The organism is Flavobacterium movens (assembly GCF_039581425.1).
Taxonomy (GTDB): Bacteria; Bacteroidota; Bacteroidia; order Flavobacteriales; family Flavobacteriaceae; genus Flavobacterium; species Flavobacterium luteolum.
In genome coordinates this window covers 643,634-666,587 of the sequence record NZ_JBCPXY010000001.1, presented here as the reverse complement: position 1 = coordinate 666,587, position 22,954 = coordinate 643,634, and the positions used below count along the sequence as shown (strand labels likewise).

General features: G+C 35.6%; 13 protein-coding genes. 1 reads left to right on the top strand and 12 read right to left on the bottom strand.

The features are described from left to right. Positions 1–33: 33 nt before the first annotated feature. Together AAYQ05_RS02805 and AAYQ05_RS02800 are read right to left on the bottom strand one after the other, a co-directional pair. On the bottom strand, positions 34–483 hold the full coding sequence (locus tag AAYQ05_RS02805) for a hypothetical protein (protein WP_343541002.1): 450 nt from the start codon (positions 481–483) through the stop codon (positions 34–36). Positions 484–645: 162 nt separating this feature from the next. Then, complete coding sequence (locus AAYQ05_RS02800; RefSeq protein ID WP_111377556.1) at positions 646–1,002, bottom strand: hypothetical protein; 357 nt, start codon at positions 1,000–1,002, stop codon at positions 646–648. Positions 1,003–1,243: 241 nt separating this feature from the next. Between AAYQ05_RS02800 and AAYQ05_RS02795 the strand changes: the two genes are divergently transcribed. After that, positions 1,244–1,792, top strand: coding sequence for a CvpA family protein (locus AAYQ05_RS02795; RefSeq protein ID WP_177211721.1), 549 nt, complete (start codon positions 1,244–1,246; stop codon positions 1,790–1,792). A 277-nt stretch (positions 1,793–2,069) separates the two neighbouring features. On the opposite strand, the gene AAYQ05_RS02790 is transcribed toward AAYQ05_RS02795, so the two are convergent. The 10 genes from AAYQ05_RS02790 to AAYQ05_RS02745 form a co-directional block, all read right to left on the bottom strand. Then, positions 2,070–4,493, bottom strand: coding sequence for a glycoside hydrolase family 95 protein (locus tag AAYQ05_RS02790; RefSeq protein WP_343540997.1), 2,424 nt, complete (start codon positions 4,491–4,493; stop codon positions 2,070–2,072). A gap of 150 nt (positions 4,494–4,643) precedes the next feature. After that, on the bottom strand, positions 4,644–6,590 hold the full coding sequence (locus AAYQ05_RS02785) for a sialate O-acetylesterase (RefSeq protein WP_343540996.1): 1,947 nt from the start codon (positions 6,588–6,590) through the stop codon (positions 4,644–4,646). A gap of 114 nt (positions 6,591–6,704) precedes the next feature. Beyond that, complete coding sequence (locus AAYQ05_RS02780) at positions 6,705–8,210, bottom strand: cellulase family glycosylhydrolase (protein ID WP_343540995.1); 1,506 nt, start codon at positions 8,208–8,210, stop codon at positions 6,705–6,707. A 97-nt stretch (positions 8,211–8,307) separates the two neighbouring features. After that, the gene (locus AAYQ05_RS02775; protein ID WP_343540994.1) at positions 8,308–10,545 is read right to left on the bottom strand and encodes a glycoside hydrolase family 3 C-terminal domain-containing protein; all 2,238 of its coding nucleotides are present in this window, start codon (positions 10,543–10,545) and stop codon (positions 8,308–8,310) included. A gap of 98 nt (positions 10,546–10,643) precedes the next feature. Next, the gene (locus AAYQ05_RS02770) at positions 10,644–12,209 is read right to left on the bottom strand and encodes a GH39 family glycosyl hydrolase (protein WP_343540993.1); all 1,566 of its coding nucleotides are present in this window, start codon (positions 12,207–12,209) and stop codon (positions 10,644–10,646) included. Positions 12,210–12,472: 263 nt separating this feature from the next. Next, positions 12,473–14,479 carry a glycoside hydrolase family 97 protein gene (locus AAYQ05_RS02765; protein ID WP_343540992.1) on the bottom strand — a complete coding sequence of 669 codons (2,007 nt, stop codon included), beginning with the start codon at positions 14,477–14,479 and terminating at the stop codon, positions 12,473–12,475. A gap of 379 nt (positions 14,480–14,858) precedes the next feature. Next, positions 14,859–17,258: a glycoside hydrolase family 31 protein gene (locus AAYQ05_RS02760; protein ID WP_343540991.1), complete on the bottom strand. Its 2,400-nt coding sequence runs from the start codon at positions 17,256–17,258 to the stop codon at positions 14,859–14,861. A gap of 160 nt (positions 17,259–17,418) precedes the next feature. Continuing rightward, positions 17,419–19,902, bottom strand: a complete 2,484-nt coding sequence (locus tag AAYQ05_RS02755; RefSeq protein WP_343540990.1) for a glycoside hydrolase family 2 TIM barrel-domain containing protein — start codon at positions 19,900–19,902, stop codon at positions 17,419–17,421. A gap of 77 nt (positions 19,903–19,979) precedes the next feature. Further along, positions 19,980–21,347, bottom strand: a complete 1,368-nt coding sequence (locus AAYQ05_RS02750) for a hypothetical protein (protein ID WP_343540989.1) — start codon at positions 21,345–21,347, stop codon at positions 19,980–19,982. 22 nt (positions 21,348–21,369) lie between these two features. Then, positions 21,370–22,944 (bottom strand): RagB/SusD family nutrient uptake outer membrane protein, encoded by a 1,575-nt coding sequence (locus AAYQ05_RS02745; protein ID WP_343540987.1) that lies wholly within the window; start codon positions 22,942–22,944, stop codon positions 21,370–21,372. Positions 22,945–22,954: the final 10 nt, after the last annotated feature.

The following is a 22,954-nucleotide window of genomic DNA, read 5'->3' as shown; positions in this document are numbered from 1 at the left end:
CGGTCTCAGTCGCAGTTTTAGGTTTTCTGTAAATTATTTTATCAGATTTAACTTTTCTTCAACTTGTTTAATCTTTACATGCCAATAATCTAAACCTTCCTGATTGGTTACGATCTCCTTTTTGTAATTAGGAGAAATACTGCTTAGTTTATGCCAGTTTTTATTTAAATCCCGTTCTTTTTCTTGTTTTGTCGTGGGTTCAATTCTGCTGCGCCAAAAGTTCATATTTTCCAGATATCTTTTTTTTATATCTTCAAAATACTCCACTAATTTTTCTTTTGAATTTGGGATATAACCAGGTCCGCTGCATCCGCAAGAGTGAAATGTAATGCCTACAGAAAACAAACTTTTAATATGTTCCCACTTTTTGACATCGTCTTTTTTAGGCGATTCGAAATCTAGTCCCATATTGGCCATAAATTCTCCGCATTGTGGACATTTGGCTTCAAAAACCGATACTTCTCCTTTTTTTATATCAATCATCAATCTTCTTTTAAAAGTCTTTCGACAATTAAAACAAGCATAATGAGGCTTATAAGATGTCATTGCGTATCTGCACATTTTTTTAATTTTAGTCTCAGTTTTCAGTGACAGTTTACAGTCTCAAACAGTGTAAACTGAGACTGCGACTGTAAACTAAAAAAACTACTCAATAAGTTTTCTTTCTAAAAAATAACTCACAATAGCTTCTTTCATTAAAACCGATTGTTCACCGGCTTTTAACGGCGGTAAATTTTCTTTTACTTTGTAATGAGGCCAACCTTCGTCGTCGAAATATTCGAATTCATAAAATCCGTATGGTTCTAACAATCGGCAGATTGCAATGTGCATTAAGTTTAACTTTTCGTCTTTTTTGTATTCACGGTGCACTTTTCCGTATTCCTGAACTCCGATTAGGTAAATTATGGCATCCAAATCTAAATCTTCGCCTTGCGAAAATTGATTAGAAAGTATATCAACGAGCTTTTCCCAGCGCTCTTTTAATTGTGTATCTCTAGACATTTAATTTATGATTTTAGATTGTAGATTTTAGATTGCTGATTTAAAAATCAATTCTGAAGGGGGCAGAATGCAATCTGAACTCTAAATTTGATTTGCAAAGATACAGAGTTCAATACATTGCACCTAAAAAAATAAACATATACAAAAATTGTATTACAAAAACCTCTGAACCTTTCCTTCTTTGAACCTTTGAACCTTAAAAAAAACATATATTTGCGCCTCATTAAACACAAAACCAAACATGAGTTTTTTTGATATTATTGTAGCCGCACTTTTAGGATACAGTTTGTACAAGGGCATTAAAAATGGACTTTTTGTAGAAGTTGCGTCGTTTATTTCTTTGCTATTAGGAATTTATCTTGCCATTAAATTTTCTTCGTTAATGACTGGATGGATTTCAAAACACGTTTCTTGGAATCCAACTAATATTCAGATTACGGCTTTTATCCTGACGTTTATTTTAGTTGTAATTGGAGTTTATTTCTTAGCGAAAATATTAACGGGAATCGCCGATTTTGCCATGCTAGGCTGGATGAATAAACTTGGTGGTGGATTTTTCAGAATTTTAAAAACGATTCTTATTCTAAGTATTTTTATTGCTTTGTTTGAGAAAATCAATTTCAATAATACATTCGCTAAAAAGGAAACTTTAGATAATTATATCTTTTATAATCCAGTAAAAAAAGTCGCTGCTTTTGTATATCCTTCAATTGAGAAATGGTACGAAACATTTAAAAAAGATCATTCTGAGAAACCAGAAAATCAAGAGCAAGCCACAAACAAGGAATAATTCATTTTGTCAGGTTGAGCGAAGTCGAAGCCTTTCGTTTACAAATAATAAACCCGACAGGTTTTTGAAACCTGTCGGGTTTATTTATTAGAAAGCCTCAGCGAGGCGATATATTTATAGAAATTAAACCCTCCGAATGTAAAGAGCTCCAACGGAGCAAAATATTTGAATTGTAAATAATTTATATGTCGCTCCGCTGGAGCTCTATATTGTAAATATCTATTTTATTCTATAAATATTTCGCTTCTCCGAAGCTTACTTGTCGCGTTTAAATAATTTACTTTTTCTCTTTAATCCAAAGCTGCAGAATCTTTTTTTCTCCCTTTTTCAATTCAACTTCTCGCTTATTGTCACCATAAATCAAAGTTGTCTTCCCTCCAATTTTAGAAGAAATTGTTATTTCCTGAACTATTTTATTGTTCCAATTCATTTCAATTTCAAATCCTCCCCTGGCACAAATACCACTTACAGAACCTTCTGACCAAGCATCTGGCAAAGCAGGAAGTAATCGAATTTCATTTTCATCTGACTGAACCAACATTTCTGCAACTGCGGCCGTACCTCCAAAATTACCATCAATTTGAAATGGCGGATGCGCATCAAATAAATTCGGATATGTTCCTCCTCCTCTCCTTGGTTTTTCTGTTTTCTTTCCGTCCGGATCTACGTAGCGAAGCAATTCACGATACATTTTATAAGCACGATTTCCGTCCCAAAGTCTTGCCCAAAGATTGATTCTCCAACCTTTTGACCAACCTGTGGTTTCGTCGCCTTTAATTTCTAATGTTTTCTTTGAAGCTTCAGCTAAATCTGGAGTTTTCAAAGGTGTGATATGATCTCCAGGGAAAAGTCCGAATAAGTGTGATTGATGGCGGTGTTTCGGTTCGTTATCGTCCCAATCAAAATACCATTCCTGAAGATTTCCTTTTTTACCAATTTGATACGGATACAATTTTGAAAGCGCTGTTTCTAGTTTTTTTCTGAAGTCAACATCAGTATTAAGCACTTTTGAAGCTTTTATCGTTTTCTCAAAACATTCGCGAATCATAGCTAAATCAGCAGTTCCGCCATAAAACGTGGCTCCAACAAAGCCATCTGCCAGTTTATATTGATTTTCTGGCGAAGTAGAAGGTGATGTAATCAAGTTTCCATTTTTGTCGGTAACCAACCAGCCTAAACAAAATTCGGCCGCGCCTTTCATCAACGGATATCCTTCTTTTTTCAAATAGCCTAAATCTTGTGTAAAAGTGTAATGTTCCCAAATATGAGTGCTCAACCATGCTTGTGCCATTGGCCAGCACGCCCACATTGGATCTTCTTTTCCAAATTGTCCGACCGGATTGGTCATTGCCCAGATATCTGAATTATGAGCTGCCGCCCAGCCTTTATCTACTCCGTAAAAAGTTTTGGCAGTGACTTTTCCTGTTACCGAAAGGTTTTTAATGAAACTCAAAAGTGATAAATGCATTTCGGAAAGATTGGTATTTTCTGCCAGCCAGTAATTTTCTTCCAGATTGATATTCATCGTATAATTACTGCTCCAAGGCGGATTCACATACGGGTTCCAAAGTCCTTGCAAATTGGCTGGAACGCCCAAAGTTCTTGATGAACTTATTAATAAATAACGGCCAAAATTGAAATATAGAATTTCCAGATTTTTATCTTCTTTTCCGTCAGCATAACGCAATAAACGTTCGTCTGTCGGTAAATCTGGAGCGGTTGTTTTTCCTAAATCTAAATTGACACGATTGAAGAATTTTTGATAATCGGTAATGTGAGATTCTTTTAATTTATCGAATGCTTTTGTGTAGGCATTATTCAGATTTTGTAAAGCAATTGAAACATCATCTAAACCTTCTGACGCTGGATTTTTGTCAAAACCATTAAAACTTGTTGCGACAGAAACGAAAATAATCGCCTCTGTTGCGTCTTTTAAGCTCAACGTTTCTCGAGAACTTGTAACCGTTCCGTCTGTTTTTTTGATTTGAACTAAACCTGTAAATCTTGTTCCTCTTTCTTTTAAGCTCAAATATTTTGGGGAAACATTATATCCTGTATTTTCATGAATTGGCGCAGAACCTCTTAATACCAAAATATTATTTCGCACTTCGACATTGGATTGTAAAAGACTTTTTAGATTAATATCGAAATTTAAAGCTCCTTTTTGATCGGCTGTCAATTTGATAATCATAACTTTATCTGGAGCCGATACGAAATATTCGCGTGTATATTTTATACCTGCCATTTCATAACTTACTTTTGAAATAGCGTTCGAAAGATCCAGTTCTCTATGATAATTTACTGCTTTTCCTTTTTCGGAATTATTGATTTCTAAAGTTCCTAAAGGCGCATACGATTCGGAGTTTTTTCCCTGAACTTTTTTGTTGAGTTCTTCTGCCAGTTTGTAGTTTTCGTTTTTTAATGCTTCACGAATTGCCGGAATATTTTTGTACGCTTCTGGGCTCATATTCGCATTTACGGGTTCGCCCGACCAAAGTGTAACATCATTCAAATAAATTTTATCTGAATTGGCTCCTCCAAAAACGGTTGCTCCCATTTTTCCGTTTCCTAAAACCAAGCTTTCTTCAAAGAATTCTGCAGGCTGTTTGTACCACAAAACATTTTTGGATTGCGCAGAAATGTTTGTATAATAAGATGTTAGAAGTAAAATGAGAAATGTTTTTATAAGGCTTGAATTCATTTTGCTACGTTTTAAATATTACCGATCAGATGTTCCTATAGAACATTTTTTATTATATCCATTTTGATCAACGGATTTCATCCGTTGCTACCGATGAAATGTTCCTAACGGAACATCATTCAATGTGTTTTCTTTACTTTTCATTACGAACTACTTGCTCACTTTATATTTCTCATTCGCCGTTAGCATTTCCCAACTATCCGTTCTGAAAGGCGATGCAGGAAATTTTTCTTTATTGAAAAGATTAATTGCCGTATCGTCATCTGCCCAACCGTAATGAACTGCCACGGGATTTTGAACTTTATCGCTAGAAACGATTATTTTGTTGTCTTTTATTATCGCTTTTGCGGAATGAAAAACCTTGTCTGAACCTGCAATTTCGAAACCTTTTAATTCATCGTTATTTGGCGTTGACAATCCGCTGCCGATATTATCGAAAGTAAGAATAATTTCGTTTCCTTTTATTGTTTGAGATTTATAAGTTGGCCCGCTGTGAACTTGTTTTTTGCCGTAAATGTTATTCATCGCAATCGCTGCCAGACGCAAACCAATGTCTTGTTTGTTTGTTGGATGAATGTCTTTTGCATTTCCAATATCAGTTGTAACAGCCATTCCTGTTTTTGGCAATTTTAAAGTTTCAGATTGTGCTTCGCGAAGTTCTGCCCAACGGCTTCCTTTTTGGCTGTTGCCTCCAAATTCATCAAAAGTGGATAATTGAACAAAATAGAATGGAAAATCTCCTTGTTTGAATTTACTTCTCCAATCGTTTATCATCAATGGAAATGACTTTTTGTATTCTGCCGCTCTCCAAACATTGGCTTCTCCCTGATACCATAAAACACCTTGCATCGCATAAGGCACTAACGGATTTACCATTGCATTGTACAATAATGAAGGATAACTATTTGGCGAAACTTCGATTCTTACTTTTACAACGTTGAATTTCCAAAGTCCTTCAAGCAGTACATTTGAATCTTTAAAATCGATTTTTAAATCTGCTGGATCGCCATAGATTCCGCCACCGCCACTGTAATCTGTAATTCTTACTGCGATTATATTTGTTCCTTCTTTTAAGACATTTGCCGGAATTTTGTAAATTCTTTTAGCATCCCAAAGATTGTTTGTTCCAACTTCAACTCCGTTTACATACGTTTTGTCTTCGTCATCGACTTTTGCTAAATGTAAAACAGCTTCCTTTTTGGCTTGTTCTGCGGTTAAAACAATCGTTTTTCGCATCCAGACAATTCCGTCGATATTGCCAATCTGCTGGTTTTCCCAAAGTGATGGCACTTTTATTTCTGGCCAGTTTTTATCCTGAAAGTTTAGATTTTTAAACTGATCTTCGTTTTCCATTGAAACATCAAAACCTTGCACTTTTTTAAGATTGTCTAAAACCGATTTTTTATAAGTTTCAAAAATGGCATTGATATCTACGGTCGGAACATCGGCAATCATCGCTTTAAAATCGGGACTATTTTCGAAAGCTTCACGGCTTGTCCAGGTTTCAACATTGGTTCCGCCCCAAGAAGTATTGATAATTCCGATTGGAATTTTTAATTCTGAATATAGTTTTCTGGCGAAATAATAACCAACTGCAGTAAAGTTGCCTACATTTTCTTTGTTGGCTACTTCCCATTTTCCTTGCTTTAAATCGTCTTTTGGAGTTCCGCTTAAATCTTGTGCAACACCAAAATGACGAATCATTGGATAATCTGCACTGCTGATTTCTTTTTCAGAATTCATGGTTTTGAAAACCTGAAATTCCATATTCGATTGTCCACTGCAAATCCAAACTTCTCCAACCAAAACATTTTTGATTGTGATTGTATTTTTTCCGATAATAATTAATTCGAATGGTCCGCCGGCTTTTTCAGCAGCCAAATTTACCGACCATTTTCCGTTTTTATCAGTTATTGTTTTCTTGATTTGTTTGTTGAAATGAACTTCTACACTTTCATTTGCCTCCGCAAAACCCCAAATCTGAATTTGCTTGTCTCTTTGGAGTACCATTCCGTCAGAGAATATTAAAGGCATTCTCACATTAGCATTAGCTAAAACACTAATTAACAGAAAAATAAATATTACACTCTTTTTCATTTTTTCATTTTAAATATTTTTTTAACCATATAAGTGATATAAGTTATTTTAAGTATTTACCTATAATTGCGCTTAAGTTTATTTATATCACTTATAGAGTTTAACCACATTTTTTTATTTTAATCCGTCTATTAAAGCGTTTAAAGCTTGTGTATCGAAGACGGTATTATTGCTTCTATTCATGATTCCGAAACCGTTGTCTCCTAAACTTCCTTCGTCCCAATAAAAAGGCAATAATCCGTTTGCTATTGCTGTTTTTACCACCGTTTTTAAATAATACGCTCTTGAATTTAAATGTAAAGTCAAAGCATCTCCAGTTAAAGTTGTTCTGCGAATTGCACCAAATTCTCCCAATAGAACTGGAATTCCTTTGTCTACAAATTGGGTTTTCATCAATTTGAAATTCTTTTCTAAATCGGCTTCTTCTCCCCAAGTTGCATTTCGTTCTGTATCGGTTGTAGAATGAAATCCTGATCCCCAATAATAGAACATTTTACCCCAAGTTTCGTCTTTGGTTAAACCAGCAAAATTCCATGGAGAATAGTAATGCACTTCAACCATCATTCTGCCTGTAACTTTATCTACTGGCAATGTAGTCATTAATTTGTTTGTTTTTTCGATGTCTGTTGTTGGACCTTGCACGACTAAAACACGAGTGGCGTTTTTTCCTCCTGTAGAACGAACCGCATCAATAAAAGTCTGATGATAAGAAGTTAAAACTGCCATTTGCGTAGCATCTTCAACCGCCGGTTCATTGGCACTTGCAAAAAGTAAATGTTCGTCGAAACCTCTTAAATGTGTTGCGATTTGTTCCCAAAACGCTTTCTGTTTGGCATTGTTTTCTACTTTTTTAGCTTCTGTAATATTATTTTCCAACCAGCCACCATCCCAGTGAATGTTTACTACAACATACATATCGTTATCAACACAATATTGCACGACTTCTTTCACTCGGTTTAACCAATCAGTTTTGATTTTTGCTGTTGCAGCATTTTCTAAATTCTGATTCCAAGAACACGGAATTCTTACCGCATTGAAACCATTTGCTTTTACGGCATCAATTAAGGCTTTAGTCACTTTTGGATTTCCCCAAGCGGTTTCGCCTCCAGTTGCTTCTAACGTATTTCCGATATTCCAGCCTAATTTAATTTTTGCTGCCAATTCAACCGCAGAACTTCCCATTCCTGACGCATCTGCTGCAATTGGGTTAGTATTGTAACTTGGATATAAACCTGTCGCAACTGTTGCAGCAGTCTGCGAAACTGCTATTGTAACTGTTTTTGCCTCATTTGAACTTAAAGTGACTGAAGCTGTTCTAGCGGCATTTTCTGTATTTGCTGAAGCTGTTATTCTAACAATAACACTTCCTTTTACTCCTGTTGTCTGACTCACTTTTACCCAGTTTGCAGAACTGGCCAAAGTCCAGCTTGAAGCTTCTGAATTAATACTGATATCCGAAGTGTTTTCTTTGCTGTCAAAATCAATTTTGGCTGTGCTTGCTGTTAATGATTTTATCGTATTTTCTGGAGTAGTTTCTTTATCTGAGCTGCAAGCTAAAACGCCTAAAAATGCAAAACATAAAATAAAGCTCAAGCAGTAATCTTTAATTGTTTTTTTCATTTGGTTTGGTTTAAGTTAAGTGTAAGTTTTTAAAATCAACGCCAGCTTTTAATGGGCTGGCGTTGATAGTTTGGTTATTTTATAGCAATAACAAGTTTTATTTAATTGTTACATCAATTTTGAATTTTAAATCTCTTGAAGAGTTTCCTATATTCAAAATATATTTTCCTGGTTCAACTGTCCATTTTTTTGCAGTAACATCATAATATGCCAATTCTTTTACTGGAACTTTAATGGTTACATTTTCTGAACCTCCAGCTTTAACAGCAACTTTTTTGAAACCTTTTAATTCTTGTGCTGCACGCGTAATTTTAGAATCAGATTTTGAAGCATATAATTGTACTACTTCTTTACCATCAACATTCCCGACATTTTTAACCTCTAAAGAAACTTCAATCACATCTGTTAAAGCATAATCTGTTTTATTAGTTTTTGGATTTCCAAAAGCGAAATTAGTATATGATAATCCGTAACCAAAAGGATATAATGGCGCTACGTTTTTAGTGTCAAACCAACGATATCCAATTAAGATTCCTTCCGCATAATTAACCGTTTTGTCTCCAGGAAAACTGTTTGTAGCATGTGCAGGAGAATCTTTTAAAGCTACTGGCATTGTCCAAGGTAATTTTCCTGACGGATTTACTTTTCCTAAAATAACATCAGCCAAAGCATTTCCGCCTTCAGAACCGTTGAACCAGCTCCAAACTAAAGCAGAAGATTTTTTGCTCACTTCATTAATATCAAAAGGAGCACCAGCAACCATTACAACGATTGTTTTTGGGTTAGCTTCTATTACTTTTTTGATTAATTCTTCTTGTCCGAAAGGCAAATGTAAATCTCTTCTGTCCGAAGCTTCTGTTTCGTAATCACGATTTGAACCCGCAAAAACAATTGCTACATCTGAGTTTTTAGCTGCATCAACTGCTTCCTGAACTTTTGCTGGATCTAATTGGTTAATTGTAACAGGACCATTAGCCGTAATATTTCCTAAGTTTCCTCTGTTCTTTTTATCGTAACGCTCTAAATATCCTTCCGCATAATTAATTTTAATTGATGAAGGCAATCTGTTTTTAAGACCTTCAAGAGGCGTAACTTCTCTTTTCGTTTTCACTCCAGCTCCAAATCCGCCAAGAGCGTTTTTCTTAGTTGCATTGTTTCCAATTACAGCGATAGATTTTACCCCATCAAGTTTTAAAGGCAATGCATTGTTTTCGTTTTTCAACAATACAATCGCTTCAGCTGCAATTTTGTAAGCGTCTTGATAATGTGCTTCGGTTGCGATGCTTCCTTTTGCACGCTCGCCTCCACCCATTGCTTTCACTTGGAATAAAACTCTTAAAATACGTTTTACATGTAGATCAATTTCTTTTTCTGAAACTTCTCCAGATTTAACTGCGGCGATTAATTTATCGGCTAAGAAAAATTCATTGAAAGGTTTTGGAGTTCCCATTTCAATATCTAAACCATTTTTCAAAGATTTTGCTGTAGAATGAACCGCAGCCCAATCTGAAACTACAATTCCTTTAAATCCCCACTCGTCACGAAGGATTTTATTCAGCATATAATCATTCTCACATAAATATTCGCCTCTAAATTTATTGTAAGCACCCATTATACTGTAGGCTTTTGCTTCTTTTACCGAAGCTTCAAAAGCTGGAAGATAAATTTCGCGAAGTGTACGCTCGTCAATTTGTACATCTACAAAATCGCGATTTGTTTCCTGATTGTTTGCTGCAAAGTGTTTTACACACGCCATTACATCTTTTTCTTGTAAACCAACAATCAAAGGCACGGCAATTTTTTTGTTTAAGAACGGATCTTCAGACATGTATTCGTATGTTCTTCCTCCAAGCGGTGTTCTCACCATATTGATCGCTGGCGAAAGCAACATGTCTTTGTCTCTTGCACGTAATTCTTCTCCTAAACTGGTTCCGAAAGTATGCGCCATTTCTGCATTCCAAGTTGCTGCCAAAGCGCCTCCTGCTGGGTAGTAAGTAGCAAAATCGTTTGTCCATCCTGCTGGAGCCCAATTGTCTCTTGAAATTTCTTCACGAACTCCCAACGGACCATCGGCCATTTTTAATTCTGGAATTCCAAGACGTTTTACGCCTGCATTGGCAAACATACTGTTCCCGTGAAGCATTCCGATTTTTTCTTCTAATGTCATTTGCGAAATCAGTTTATCGATTTCTGCATCATGATCTGTACTTATTTCTTTTCCAACATATTCTTCGGTCTGCTCCGAATTTGAAGCTGTAGTCTGTGCATCATTTTTACATGAAGTAAAAAATGCAAAAACTAGAGCTGATGAAAGGAATATCATTTTGTTTTTCATAGATAGTTAGGTGTTTTTTGATTTAAAGATTTCTGATTCCTCACGCATCATCTTCAAATACCGTTAATACTATTTTTATGTTTGTGGTTTTCTCTCTATTATTGTTTAATTAAATTCAGCATTACAACATCATTTTCGTTGATTTTAAATTCTCTGCTGAAAGTTCCTTTTCCGTCAATTGTAATTTTTTCTGTGGAAATCGGAGCGCCATTATTTTTTTCTTTTATGGAATTGACTTGCTCACGTGTTAACTGACTTGGTTTATTCATTGCTAAATAGTCCGCGTAAGCGTCATTTACTTTGTAACCCACTTTATAAATTTCTAAAAGATATTTTCCTTTCTGCATTCCATCCACTTCGATTCTCACTTTCCCTTTTTCTTTTGATGGAAGATCTTTTATGTAATACGTTTGATTCAATTCTTTATCACCGGGATGCGTATTGGTAAAATCCCACAATAAAACCTGAACATCACCTTTTGCATTTTTGGAAGTCCAAGAAGCTTTATCGGAGTTTTGAAGTTCTGTTTCTCCTAGTTTATTCAATAAATAATAAGAGAAATAAGCTGGTTTTTTAATTCCCTGCGTATTCAATAATCCGAAACCGCCATGAAAAGGCGTAAATCTTGGTCCCGCTTCTTCAAAAATATCCGTAAAAACCCAATATGACATGGAATTTGCCGCGTTTCCAACTTGTTTTAATTTCTGCAAAATATAAGCTGCAGAATGATAACTGTCGTGAATTGGATCTGCCGGCGTATAAGACGTACTCCACTCCGTATAATGCAATTCCAGATTTGGTTTAGCCGATTCTGCAATCAATTTTCTTGAATTGATAATTTCACCGCTAACACTCCATTCATCTTGATTTAAAATCGTTCCCGAAGTTCCAAATTCATCCAAATAGCCATGTTTCACTCCATAAGTATGCGTCGAAACAAAATCCATCGGAACATTATTCTTCGCGCAAAAATCAATAGTTTCAGCAACCCAAGCAGAACCTGCTGTTGCTGGTCCACCAACTTTATAAGCTGCATTTACCGCTTTTACACCGCGGGCTGCATAATCGTATAATTTATAATATTCTTGCTGTGTGCTGCTCCAAAAACCTGGTGATAAATTCGGTTCGTTCCAAACTTCAAAATACCAAGTTTTTACTTCTTCGTCTCCGTAACGGTCTTTAAAATGCTGCGTTAAATTTCGAACTAAATCTTCCCATTTTTTATAGTCTTTTGGAGGAGTAACATTTCCTTTCCACCAAAAAATAGTTTCTTTTCCGCTTGCTAATGCATTCGGCATAAAACCTAGTTCTACAAACGGTTTCATTTTCAGACTTACAATATAATCAAACAAAACATCTACATATTGGTAATTATATTCTGGATTCCCTTTTTCATCTTCACGATAAACGGCCATATCATCAGACAATAAACCATGAAAACGGATGTATTTAAAATCGCATTCTTTTTTTACCAATGCCAATTGCTGCTGCCAATCTGCACGAAGACCTTCATTTGCTCTTCCGGCTCCGATGCATTCTTTAAACATGGTGTTTAATTTTCCAGCAGTTTTATTGAAATCTACTTTTATGATTCGGTTTTCATTTTGCCCAAACGAATAGATTGAACTAAATAAAACTCCTGCTAATATTAAAAGTTTTTTCATCTGAAAATGGTTTTGTCTATTTTTTGCCAGAGATTAAAAAGATTCAAAAAGGATTTTTTTTCTCTCGCAGATTTAAATCATTTTAATCTGTGGCTAAATATTTTATTTTCTAACTATATGTTAGACGCACTGCAGTGCGTCTCTACAGATTTCGTTGTGTATAATCATTGTGTTGAGTAAACCCGACAGGTTTTAAAAACCTGTCGGGTTTAACATCTAATAAAGACGCACTGCAGTGCGTCTCTACAGAGAATCTTTGTGGATTATAATTTCTTAAATCTAACTGCTCCACCTCCAGCTCCGCCTAATTTCAATTGTAATTTGTCTGAAGCTTTTACAGTTTTCTTAGAGATTGCTACCGCTTCTGGATTGTGTGTTTGATCTGTTCCTTCTGCATCTACATAAATCTGTGCTTCATAAGTTGTATTTGGATCTAAGAATGATAATGAAACTTCTACATTTCTTGGTTTCTCATTTGTCAAAGTTCCTAGATACCAGTCGGCGCTGTTTCTGTCTTTTCTTGCTGTTGTAATGTATTCACCAATTTTTCCTTCTAAGATTTTAGTGTCTTCCCAATCTGTTGGAACATCTTTTAAGAATTGTAAAGCTGGTTTTCCTTCGTAATTTTCTGGAAGATCTGCCAACATTTGAATTGGTGCATAAATCGTTACATACAATGCCAATTGCTGCCCAACTGTTCCCTGAATTCTTTTTCCTGGATAACCTTGTTTTACCTCAACATCAAAAATTCCAGGCGTGAAATCCATTGGTCCAGAAAGTAATCTTGTAAACGGAATAATCGTTAAGTGATTTGGCGGATTTCCTTCGCTCCAAGCGTTATATTCTTGACCACGCGCTGCTTCTCTCGAAACCATGTTTGGATAAGTTCTGCGTTCTCCTGTATCTTTAATTGATTCGTGGTATAAAACAGCTAAATCGTATTGTGCTGCTTTTTCTAAAATGTATCTGAAATAATTTACTCCAAATTGTCCGAAGTGCATCTGTTTCATATTCAATTTAGAACCTACATGACCAATTTTCACCGTATGAATTCCTAGTTTTTTGTATAAAGCAAAAGCTTCGTCAACTTGTTTTAAATAGTTAATTAAGTTCGAACCAGTTTCATGATAACCAATTAACTCTACATTATGTTTCTTTCCATATTCAACTACTTTTTCTAAATCGAAATTGTCTGCGTTTTTTGTGAAGCTAAACATGTGCATACGGTTTTCGTACCAACCTGGCGTCCAACCTTTATTCCATCCTTCAATCAATAAATGATGGAACCCTTCTTTTGCTGTAAAATCAATATATTCTTCAGCGTGTTTGGTTGTTGCACCTTGTTTGTCGCTTTCCCAGAAAGTATATTTCCCAATGTGCATTCCCCACCAAATTCCTAAATATTTGTATGGTTTAAAATAAGAATTTGTGTTCTTTAATTTGTTTGGTTCGTTTAGGTTTAAAACCAAATAAGAAGTAATCAACTCACCCGGATTTTCTCCAATCTGAAGCGTTCTCCAAGAAGACGTAAATGAATCTTTTACACGAACTTTTACTCCATCGGCCCACGGCACTAAATCTGATTTTAACTCTGTCCCTTTAGTGTTTACCAAAGTCATACTCGCAAAATCAACCAAATTTGCTTCATGAAAACTTAAAGCTAAACCGCTTTTGCTTTCAATTGTTAACGGAGTCAAAACCGTATCCAAAGTACTTACCGGCGCATCTTTAAAAAGATATTCGTCGCGGTTTTCTCTGTTTGCCGGAATCCACCATGCTTTTCCATCTTCTTTTAAGTTGAAAGTTGTTTTTTCATCCATGATGAAAATACTGTCTTTTACATTTTGTTTCGGATACACATATCTAAAAGCCACTCCGTCATCAAACGCGCGAAACTGAATTTGTAATTTTCTTTTATTGCCTGTTTTTTGCTGTAAATCAACAACTAATTGATTGTAGTGATTTCTGATGTTTTTCTTTTCTCCCCAAACTTGTTCCCAAGTTTCATCAAACGTAGAAGTTTTGGCTCCTTTTATTTCAAAGTTTGTGCTTAAGTCTTCATTTCCTTTTAATACAAATCCCATATCTGACGGAGAAATCACTTCGGTATTTCCGTGAGAAACGGCATATTTTGGAGCATTTTTTACCAGCTCAAATTTGATTGTATTCTTTCCGTTTGGCGATGCCAATTCGTAAGCGTTTTTCGTTTTTTGACTGTAGCCTATTGCTATCGAAAACAATACGGCTGGGAGAACTAGATAGTTTTTCATGTTTTTTGGTATTATATTTTTTTTGCCACTGATTAAAAGGATTAGAAAGGATTTTTTCTTTGTGATTTTTTCACGCAGATTCTGCAGATTTTTGCAGATTTTATTTTGATTTTTTTAATCCTTTAATCTGTGGCTTAAACTTTTTTAAACACATAGAATCATAGCTCATTGGAAACTTAAAAAAGGCGTTTCACTTGTTTTAAACAAACATAGTTTCTATGTGTGAGAAACTAGTTTCTTTCCATTTACCTTTTATTTACAAACAAAAACCTATGTTTCTATGTGTTTAAATATTTTTCACGCAGATTCTGCAGATCTAGCAGATTTTTAATTTTCAATTTTTAATCCTTTTAATCTATGCAATCTGTGGCTAACTTTTTTATTTTGCCCACTCGGTTTTAAAAGTGGTTTTTCCGTTTAAAGGATTTGCTGCAACATCGAAATTGTTTCCGTTTTTGTTCACTTTTATTTCTTGTACCGCATCTCCTTCTGGTAAAAACACTTTAGCTGTAGCCGAAGTGGTTTTGTCGCTAGCATAAACTTTTAATGTCAATTTGCTCCAATCCATATCTTTTGTAGACTGCGCTAAACCGATATGCGGAATTGCAGTTCCATCTTTTACCAAAACTATGATTGGCACTTCGCCAGCTTTGATTTTATGCCAGCCCGATTGGTACACTTTTTTAGTTTGGTAATCGATCCAAGTTCCTTCTGGAAGATAAACATCTCTTTCTTCAACCTCTTCAAAAAGCGGTGCAACCAACATACTTGAACCAAATAGATATTGATTATCTACTAACCAAGCTCCTGGATCGTTTGGATATTCGACAAAAAGAGCACGCATCATTGGCAATCCTTTTTGAGAACTTTCTTTTGCTTGAGCATAGATATATGGCATTAATTCGTAACGCATATTATCTGCTTTTCTAAATCCTTCTAAGAATTCTTTGCTGTACAACCAAGGCTCGCGAGGTGGTTCTCCGTGGCTTCTTACGTGCGAAGTGAACATTCCGAACGGTGTCCATCTTCTGTAAATATTCTCAGGAGATTTTGTTGCAAAACCTCCAACGTCATGACTCCAAAAACTGAATCCGCTTAATCCTAATGAAAGTCCGCCACGTAATTCTGCTGACATTGCTCCGTTGCTGGTTTCAGAATCTCCTCCCCAATGCAAAGGATAACGCTGAGATCCTGCCCAAGTACTTCTTGCCCAAATTAAAGTATATCCTTTTTCTTTCTGAGTAATTTCTGCAACTGCTTTGTTGTAGCGTAATGGATATAAATTGTGCTCATAAAAGCCAGTTCTTCCAGAATGGTAAATTCCATCTGGTGGTGCTGCTTCTCCAAAATCTACTTTGAAAACTGCAACACCTTCATCAAATAACTTTTTCAATTTTCCTTGATACCATGTTACTGTTTCCGGATTTGAAAAATCTAAAACAGCATCTTCGTACGGAAGATTTCCTTTTCTGTCTCTTACTGCCAAGTTTTTATCCATAATTTCTGGAAACAACGTATTCTTTGGCGTGAAATAAGGCAACTGCCAAAGACAAACCTGGAAACCGTCTTTCTTTAAATCAGACATCATTTTTGTGGCGTCTGGGAAACGAGATTTTGCAAACTCATAATTGTTTCTCCAATCTACATCAAACCAACCGGTATCAAAGTGAATTACGTCTGTTGGGATTTTATATTTACGCAAATCTCTTGCTACTTCTCTTCCTTCTTTTTCAGAGAAATAAGTGATTCTACTCATCCAGAAACCGAATGACCAAAGTGGTGGCATTGCTGCTTTTCCAGTCAGATTCGTGTATTGGTCTAAGATGTCTTTTGGTTCTCCAATGAAGAAAAACAAATCGGCTTCGTCATCGCCAATGTACATTTCGTTGGCACTTGAGAAGTATTTTCCAAAGTCCACTGTAATTGGTGTAGAATGGTGCATGAAAACTCCATAACCACGGCTGCTCATGTAAAACGGAATTGGTTTGTACATTGTTTCATTTTGGATTCCGTTAGCATCATCCGTCCATAAAACTACTTTTTGTCCGCGTTTATTGAATTGTGTAAATGATTCACCGCAACCAAATATTTTTTCGTCAGGTTCTAAACTGAAAGCCGCGCCCATACTTCTTGAATAATCGCTGTTTCTGCGAACGTAAGAAAATGGAAGTGTTGGTGTATACGTATTTTTAAAATCAGTATCGTGAAGTGTGCTTGTCAGCAGTTTTCCTTTTTCGTCGTAGATTTTTACATGCCACGGTTTTGTTAAGATTTCAACTCTTCCTTGTTTGCTTGTATAACTGTGACCGCCTTCAATTTTAGCATATTTCCATAATTCAGGATGATTTGGCGCAACACCGTCAACCAACATTAAAGATTCCTTTTGCGGGTGAAATTGCGGTCCAGAAGTTGTTTTAATTCTAACTGTTCTATCTGAAACAAACTGAATTTCGAATGGCAAAACAGGAGATTCTGCATATTCTGTTGTTGGAAATTCGTTTGCTTTTTCAACATCTGGCTTCATCATCATATTGTTGAAAGCCTGACGTGTTTTATAATTGTATCTCAAATATTTGATGGTTCCTTTTCCCGTTGCAGGATCAAAAGAAGCCAATTCGTCTGCGAAATAAAAAGTGTTCAGATAATTCTGAAAATCTTTACTGATATCTATTGGTGCGTTTAATACATCTGCATTTTGGATTTGGGCATTAGCATTTGGAATAGCTAAAAATCCAAACATGACAGCAGAAAATAATGCGGTTAATTTTGAGTTTTTCATTGGTTACTTTTTATTTTTTTTGCCACAGATTAAAAAGATTTAAAAGGATTTTTTCTTTTCTCTTTTCTCTCGCAGATTTAGCAGATCATGCAGATTTAAATCTTTTTAATCCTTTTATCCCGATAGCTATCGGGAGTGGCTATATTTAAAATTTCAAAAATTATTCTGTTGTAATTACAATTGTGGACTGTTTTAATCCATTTGCTTTTGCTGTTAATTCTAATCTTCCCGATTGATCTCCAGATTGAACAATAACCAAACATTTTCCAGCCAAAGCGGTATGTTTATTTCCTTTGTACGATTCGTGGCTAACCGGATCTCCGCTGCAAACGCCTACAATTTTTCCATTTCCTTTTAAAGAGAAATTAATTTCGTTATTCGCATTTGGAGCTAAAGTTCCTTTATCATCTAAAATATCAACTGTGATAAATGACAAATCGTTTTTGTCTGCTTTGATGGTACTTCTGTCTGCAGTCAGTTTTAATTGAGTAGGATTTCCAGCTGTTTTAATTTCTTTTTCTAAAACTACTTTTCCGTCTTTACGGGAAACTGCTTTTAGAGTTCCGGCTTCAAAAGGAATTCTCCACATGACATGTAAATCGTCTCCTTTTTTGCTTCTTTTTCCAACTGATTTTCCGTTTACGAAAAGTTCAACCTCATCGGCTTTATTGTAGTATGCCCAAACATCAACAGTTTGTCTAGCCTTCCAGTTCCAATGCGGAAAAATATGAAGAACCGTTTTATCTGTCCATTCACTTTGGTACATATAATAAACGTCTTTTGGGAAACCTGCTAAATCTACAATTCCGAAATACGAACTTACCGAAGGCCATTCGTATGGAGTTGGTTCTCCGATATAATCAAAACCTGTCCAAACGTACATTCCAGAAAGGAAATCGTGTTTTTTAATTACTTTCCAAGTTGCTTCGTGCGTAGACCCCCAAGGTGTCTGCACCTGATCGTAAGCCGAAACGGTATTTCCTGGATTTCCTTCTGTAAATTTAAGATCCCATCTTACTGGCCATTTTTTGATAGTATCTGAAACGGCATCGTAATATCCTCGTGTTTGTAAACCTGAAGTGGTTTCGGTCGCGATAAAAGGCGTATTTGGAAAGTTTTTTAGATGATGTTCGTACGTTTGATGCGCGTAATTGTATCCTATTAAATCTAAAACTCCTGATCCAGCAAGCGGATTAATCGATACATCTTTTTTCTCAAACTGTAAAGTCACGGCATCAATATTCATGTTTACCGGCGGATTCATCGCTGCGGTTAACGGACGCGTTTTATCGTACTCGCGTGTAATCGTAGCCAATTCTTTAGCAATTTCAACACCTTTTTCATTCCATTGTTCTGGAATTTCGTTTCCGATGCTCCAAACAAAAATACTTGGGTGATTTCTGTCGCGAAGCAATTGATCGATTAGATCTTTTTTATGCCATTTGTCCCAATCATTTCCGTAATCGTATTTGGTTTTGGTTTGCTTCCACATATCAAAAGCTTCATCCATAACAATGAAACCCATTTTATCGCAAAGATCCAAAAGTTCTGGAGCGGGCGGATTATGAGAAGTTCTGATTCCGTTTACCCCCATTTCTTTCATGATTTCCAATTGGCGTTCGATGGCGCGAGTATTAATCGCAGAACCCAACGGACCTAAATCATGATGCAGACAAACACCTTTTATTTTTACTTGTTTTCCATTCAAAATAAAACCTTTATTCAAATCGAATTTAAAATCTCTGATTCCGAAATTGGTTTTGTATTGATCGATGATTTTATCGTCAAGCGAAATTTCAGTAACCGCGGTGTACAATTCTGGATTTTCAACTGACCATAAAATCGGATTTTCAACTTCTGCCGATTGATTCAGAATTTGATTTTCGTTGCCATTGATGGTTATATCTTGTGTAACCGATGTTACTTTTTTGTCTTCTTTAAAAATGGTGGTCGTTACTGTGGTTTTTTTTCCTTCTTTGTATTGATTTTTAATTGTTGTTTCAAAACTTATAGAAGCTTTTTCGGTCGTAACTTTTGGAGTTGTAATATAGGTTCCCCATTGTCCCACATGAAGTTTATCTGTAGTTTCGATCCAGACATTTCTAAAAATTCCTGATCCTGAATACCAGCGTGAATTGGGTTGTTTTGAATTGTCAACCTTAACAATTATTTCGTTGTTTTTGTCTCCGTAATTTAAATATGATGACATATCATATTGAAAACCTATATATCCGTTTGGGCGTTTTCCTAAATAATGTCCATTTACCCAAACTTCACTGTTTCTATATACTCCGTCAAAAGTTATAGAAGTTATTTTTGTGCTGTCTTCTGCAGCGACTTTGAATGTTTTTTTGTACCAGCCTAAACCTCCGTTTAGAGATCCTCCGCCATAACCTGCAGGACTTTTTTCATCAAATTTACCTTCGATGCTCCAATCATGCGGAACATCTAAAGTTCTCCATTTGGTTGAAGTCCCAATAGTATCTTTATCAACAATACTATCGTTTAGATGGAAACTCCAATCTGCATTAAAAGAAACTTTTCGGTTACTAAATTTTTGATCTGTTGACGATTTGCATGCTGACAATAAAAGAAAGCCTGCAAATAGTAATCCTAGTTTTTTATATGAAGTTAACTGCAACATAGTACGTAAATTTTAATAACCCGGAAGCAGTTATGACTCTGCTTCCGAGTTATTTATAAAGTGAAATATATGAATTTTTAAGGAATTATATAATGGAACACAAACCACTCATCTTTTCCTGAATCATAAGATGTTCCAAACCAAATACCTTTTTGTAGGTAGTCATTATTATAAGCCTTTACAACTTTAATAACATTTGTTGTTGGATTCATCCAGCTATCTGGATTTTGAATCAATGTATTTGTTCCTAAGTTAATTTCATTTTTCGCTTCATCAATTGTAAATAATCCAGAAGTTACTACACCATTCTGGCTTCTAGTATAATTTAGTTTTCCACCAAATTGATCAAAACGAATCCAAGAATTACCTGCTATAGCAGCCCAATCATCATTCCATCCCCAGTTATACGAGCTTGAAGCACCTGTAGTCCATCCTTTTCCTTTTCCTAACCAGTCTACTGGATTTCCATTTCCGTCTAAACTCCATACTCTACCTGATCCTACTCCACCAGTAATCATTTTTAATAATTCGCCAGAAGCAAAAGTTGGATTAAAACCTTCATCATAACTTGGTCCAGTAACAGGTGGTACGTAGTTTTCTGCATATTCTTTAGAAACGAAATTCCAGATATACCACCATGGCCCTTCGCTATTAGTTCTCATAATAGCAATTCTTAATTGGTTTTCAGTAAGTTTTAAGATCTTGATATTGTTAGTCCAGTTACTTGCGTTTGCAATATAGTTGTCTGGTCTCAGAATTGTTGCTCCAGTTGTTGTTAAAGTATGTGTATTTATATCTAAGAAATAAGTGCCACTTTCTTTAAGAGTTCCATCGGCTTCATGAATTTTCATAAATGGACCACCTTCTAGACTGAAAGTCATTGTTCTGCCCCAATGCATATCTGCATCTGTACTTGAATTAGCATTCCCTTCTGGTTCCCAGTTTGGTGTAAAATTACCCCACTCTACTGTAGTGCTAGGATCTGCATAAGACATTGCTCCAAGAGCCATTCCGTATTTACCATTATCAGCAATCCAAACTTTTTGTTTTCCTACACCTCCAGACAAAGCTGTCCAAAGTGCATCATTAACATAATTTAAATTATCCTGATTTACGGTTACCGTTACTGGATCAAGTTCTACAATTCCGCCGCCGGTAACTGCCGAAATTTTTATCGTATAATTTCCTTTAAAAGCGTACTTTACAGTTTCTATCGCTTTGTCTGATTTTCCTGTTTCATAATCCCAGTTTAATATAACACCAGGTGTCGTATTTTTCAGAATTACAGTATTTCCTCCTGGATCTGCTGCTAAATCCTGAGTAATTTCAAAATGTATATCCGATTTATCCATCGCGCCATCTAGTGAATAGCTATCAGGCGAACAAGATGACACCAGCATGGCCAGCATCAAAAGTGTTGTAATTAATACTTTTATATTTTTCATTTTTTTGATTTTTTAATTAAAACTACCAGCCTGCATTTTGTTTTAAAACTCCATTAGATAATGTTATCTGTGTATTTGGAATTTGCTGTAATCCTTTTGTATTTTGGATGTTTACTGAAGAAATTGTTTTTGTAGTCTGTACTCCTCCGTTAAGTAAAGTTGTAGTTTCTGCGATAGTTGAAGATGCTTTGCCAATTCCTTGACGAAGTAAATCCCAATATCTAACTCCTTCTAGAGCGAATTCTAAATGTCTTTCGTTCATGATATTATCATAATTAACAGGAATAGAAGTGAATGCAGTTTTGTAAGCTCTTCTTCTTACGTCATCAAAATAAGATTGTGCATTACCACTTCCTAATTCTGCTGCCATTAAAAGTACATCAGAATATCTCAAAACCACATAATCTTGAAATTGGCTGATGTCCCAAAATTGGCTTCCCATTGTTAATGGAAGGTCTTTTCCATCTTTATCAACCATCGGTGTATACTTTTTGTTATAGTAACCTGTATATTCACGCTGATTATTTATTTTATCAAATGGAATTTTTTCTTCATTAATTCCTATTACAGTTGAAACACGTCTTGTATCATTTGCTGTGTATGCGTTCCATAATTTAGAATTTACAGTTACGCCCCAACCACGTCCATAAGGATAAGACGAGAATTCTCTCATTCCAAACATTACCAGCCAGTGATTACCATCTGTGTTTCCGTTATAATCACTTGTGTAAGTATATTTTATAGAAAATACAAATTCTTTATTGCTTTCACCTGCATATTTATCAACTGAAGCTGCAGGCCAAAGTGTAGAAAAGTCATCAACCAAACCATGTCCGCTTCCTGCTATAACATCTTCCAAATGTGCTAGCGCTTGTGCTTTAGTTACTACTCCAACCAAATCGGTTTTACCATAATATCCTGTGTAGTATAGGTAGACACGTCCAAGCAAAGATTTGGCCGCCCATTTTGTAATACGGCCGCTAACAGTTGCACTATAAGCTGCTGATGGTAAATGATCTGATGCAAAAACTAAATCTTCTGCAATTACTTTATATACATCATCTGGATTTGCCTGTGGAATATTTTCTGTTGAAGGTTTAGTCAATAATGGAATATTTCCCCATAGACGAACCATTTCAAAATATAAATAGGCTCTAATAAATCTTGTTTCAGATTCGTAAGTATTTCTTAAAGTAGTATCCCCTTTCCAGTCAATTTGATCCATTTTTGACAAAAGGACATTACAACGATAAAGTGCTTTATAGTAAGCTATCCAGTTATTGTTTAACATATCAATATCCGATGGTGAACGTTGAATGTTGAACTCATCAATCGCAGCATAATTGTAACCATCTGAGTTTCCTGTTCCTCCAAAACAATCATCAGACATTACTTCGCTAATTACTGGAACTCCTAAACCAGCAGCTCCTGTAGCCACCTGCATTCCGTCATAACAACCTACTAATGCTGTATAAGCATCATCTGTGGTTTTATAAAAATTCCCATCTGTCTGTTGTGTAAGTGGTTCTGTTTCTAAACTGCAAGATGCAAGAGAAAGTAAACCCAAACAGAAAATATATAAATAAGTCTTTTTCATTTTTTTATGT

Coding starts and splice junctions, on each gene's coding strand:
- AAYQ05_RS02805 (WP_343541002.1), bottom strand. CDS start 483: ATGATTGATATAAAAAAAGGAGAAGTATCGGTTTTTGAAGCCAAATGT.
- AAYQ05_RS02800 (WP_111377556.1), bottom strand. CDS start 1,002: ATGTCTAGAGATACACAATTAAAAGAGCGCTGGGAAAAGCTCGTTGAT.
- AAYQ05_RS02795 (WP_177211721.1), top strand. CDS start 1,244: ATGAGTTTTTTTGATATTATTGTAGCCGCACTTTTAGGATACAGTTTG.
- AAYQ05_RS02790 (WP_343540997.1), bottom strand. CDS start 4,493: ATGAATTCAAGCCTTATAAAAACATTTCTCATTTTACTTCTAACATCT.
- AAYQ05_RS02785 (WP_343540996.1), bottom strand. CDS start 6,590: ATGAAAAAGAGTGTAATATTTATTTTTCTGTTAATTAGTGTTTTAGCT.
- AAYQ05_RS02780 (WP_343540995.1), bottom strand. CDS start 8,210: ATGAAAAAAACAATTAAAGATTACTGCTTGAGCTTTATTTTATGTTTT.
- AAYQ05_RS02775 (WP_343540994.1), bottom strand. CDS start 10,545: ATGAAAAACAAAATGATATTCCTTTCATCAGCTCTAGTTTTTGCATTT.
- AAYQ05_RS02770 (WP_343540993.1), bottom strand. CDS start 12,209: ATGAAAAAACTTTTAATATTAGCAGGAGTTTTATTTAGTTCAATCTAT.
- AAYQ05_RS02765 (WP_343540992.1), bottom strand. CDS start 14,479: ATGAAAAACTATCTAGTTCTCCCAGCCGTATTGTTTTCGATAGCAATA.
- AAYQ05_RS02760 (WP_343540991.1), bottom strand. CDS start 17,258: ATGAAAAACTCAAAATTAACCGCATTATTTTCTGCTGTCATGTTTGGA.
- AAYQ05_RS02755 (WP_343540990.1), bottom strand. CDS start 19,902: ATGTTGCAGTTAACTTCATATAAAAAACTAGGATTACTATTTGCAGGC.
- AAYQ05_RS02750 (WP_343540989.1), bottom strand. CDS start 21,347: ATGAAAAATATAAAAGTATTAATTACAACACTTTTGATGCTGGCCATG.
- AAYQ05_RS02745 (WP_343540987.1), bottom strand. CDS start 22,944: ATGAAAAAGACTTATTTATATATTTTCTGTTTGGGTTTACTTTCTCTT.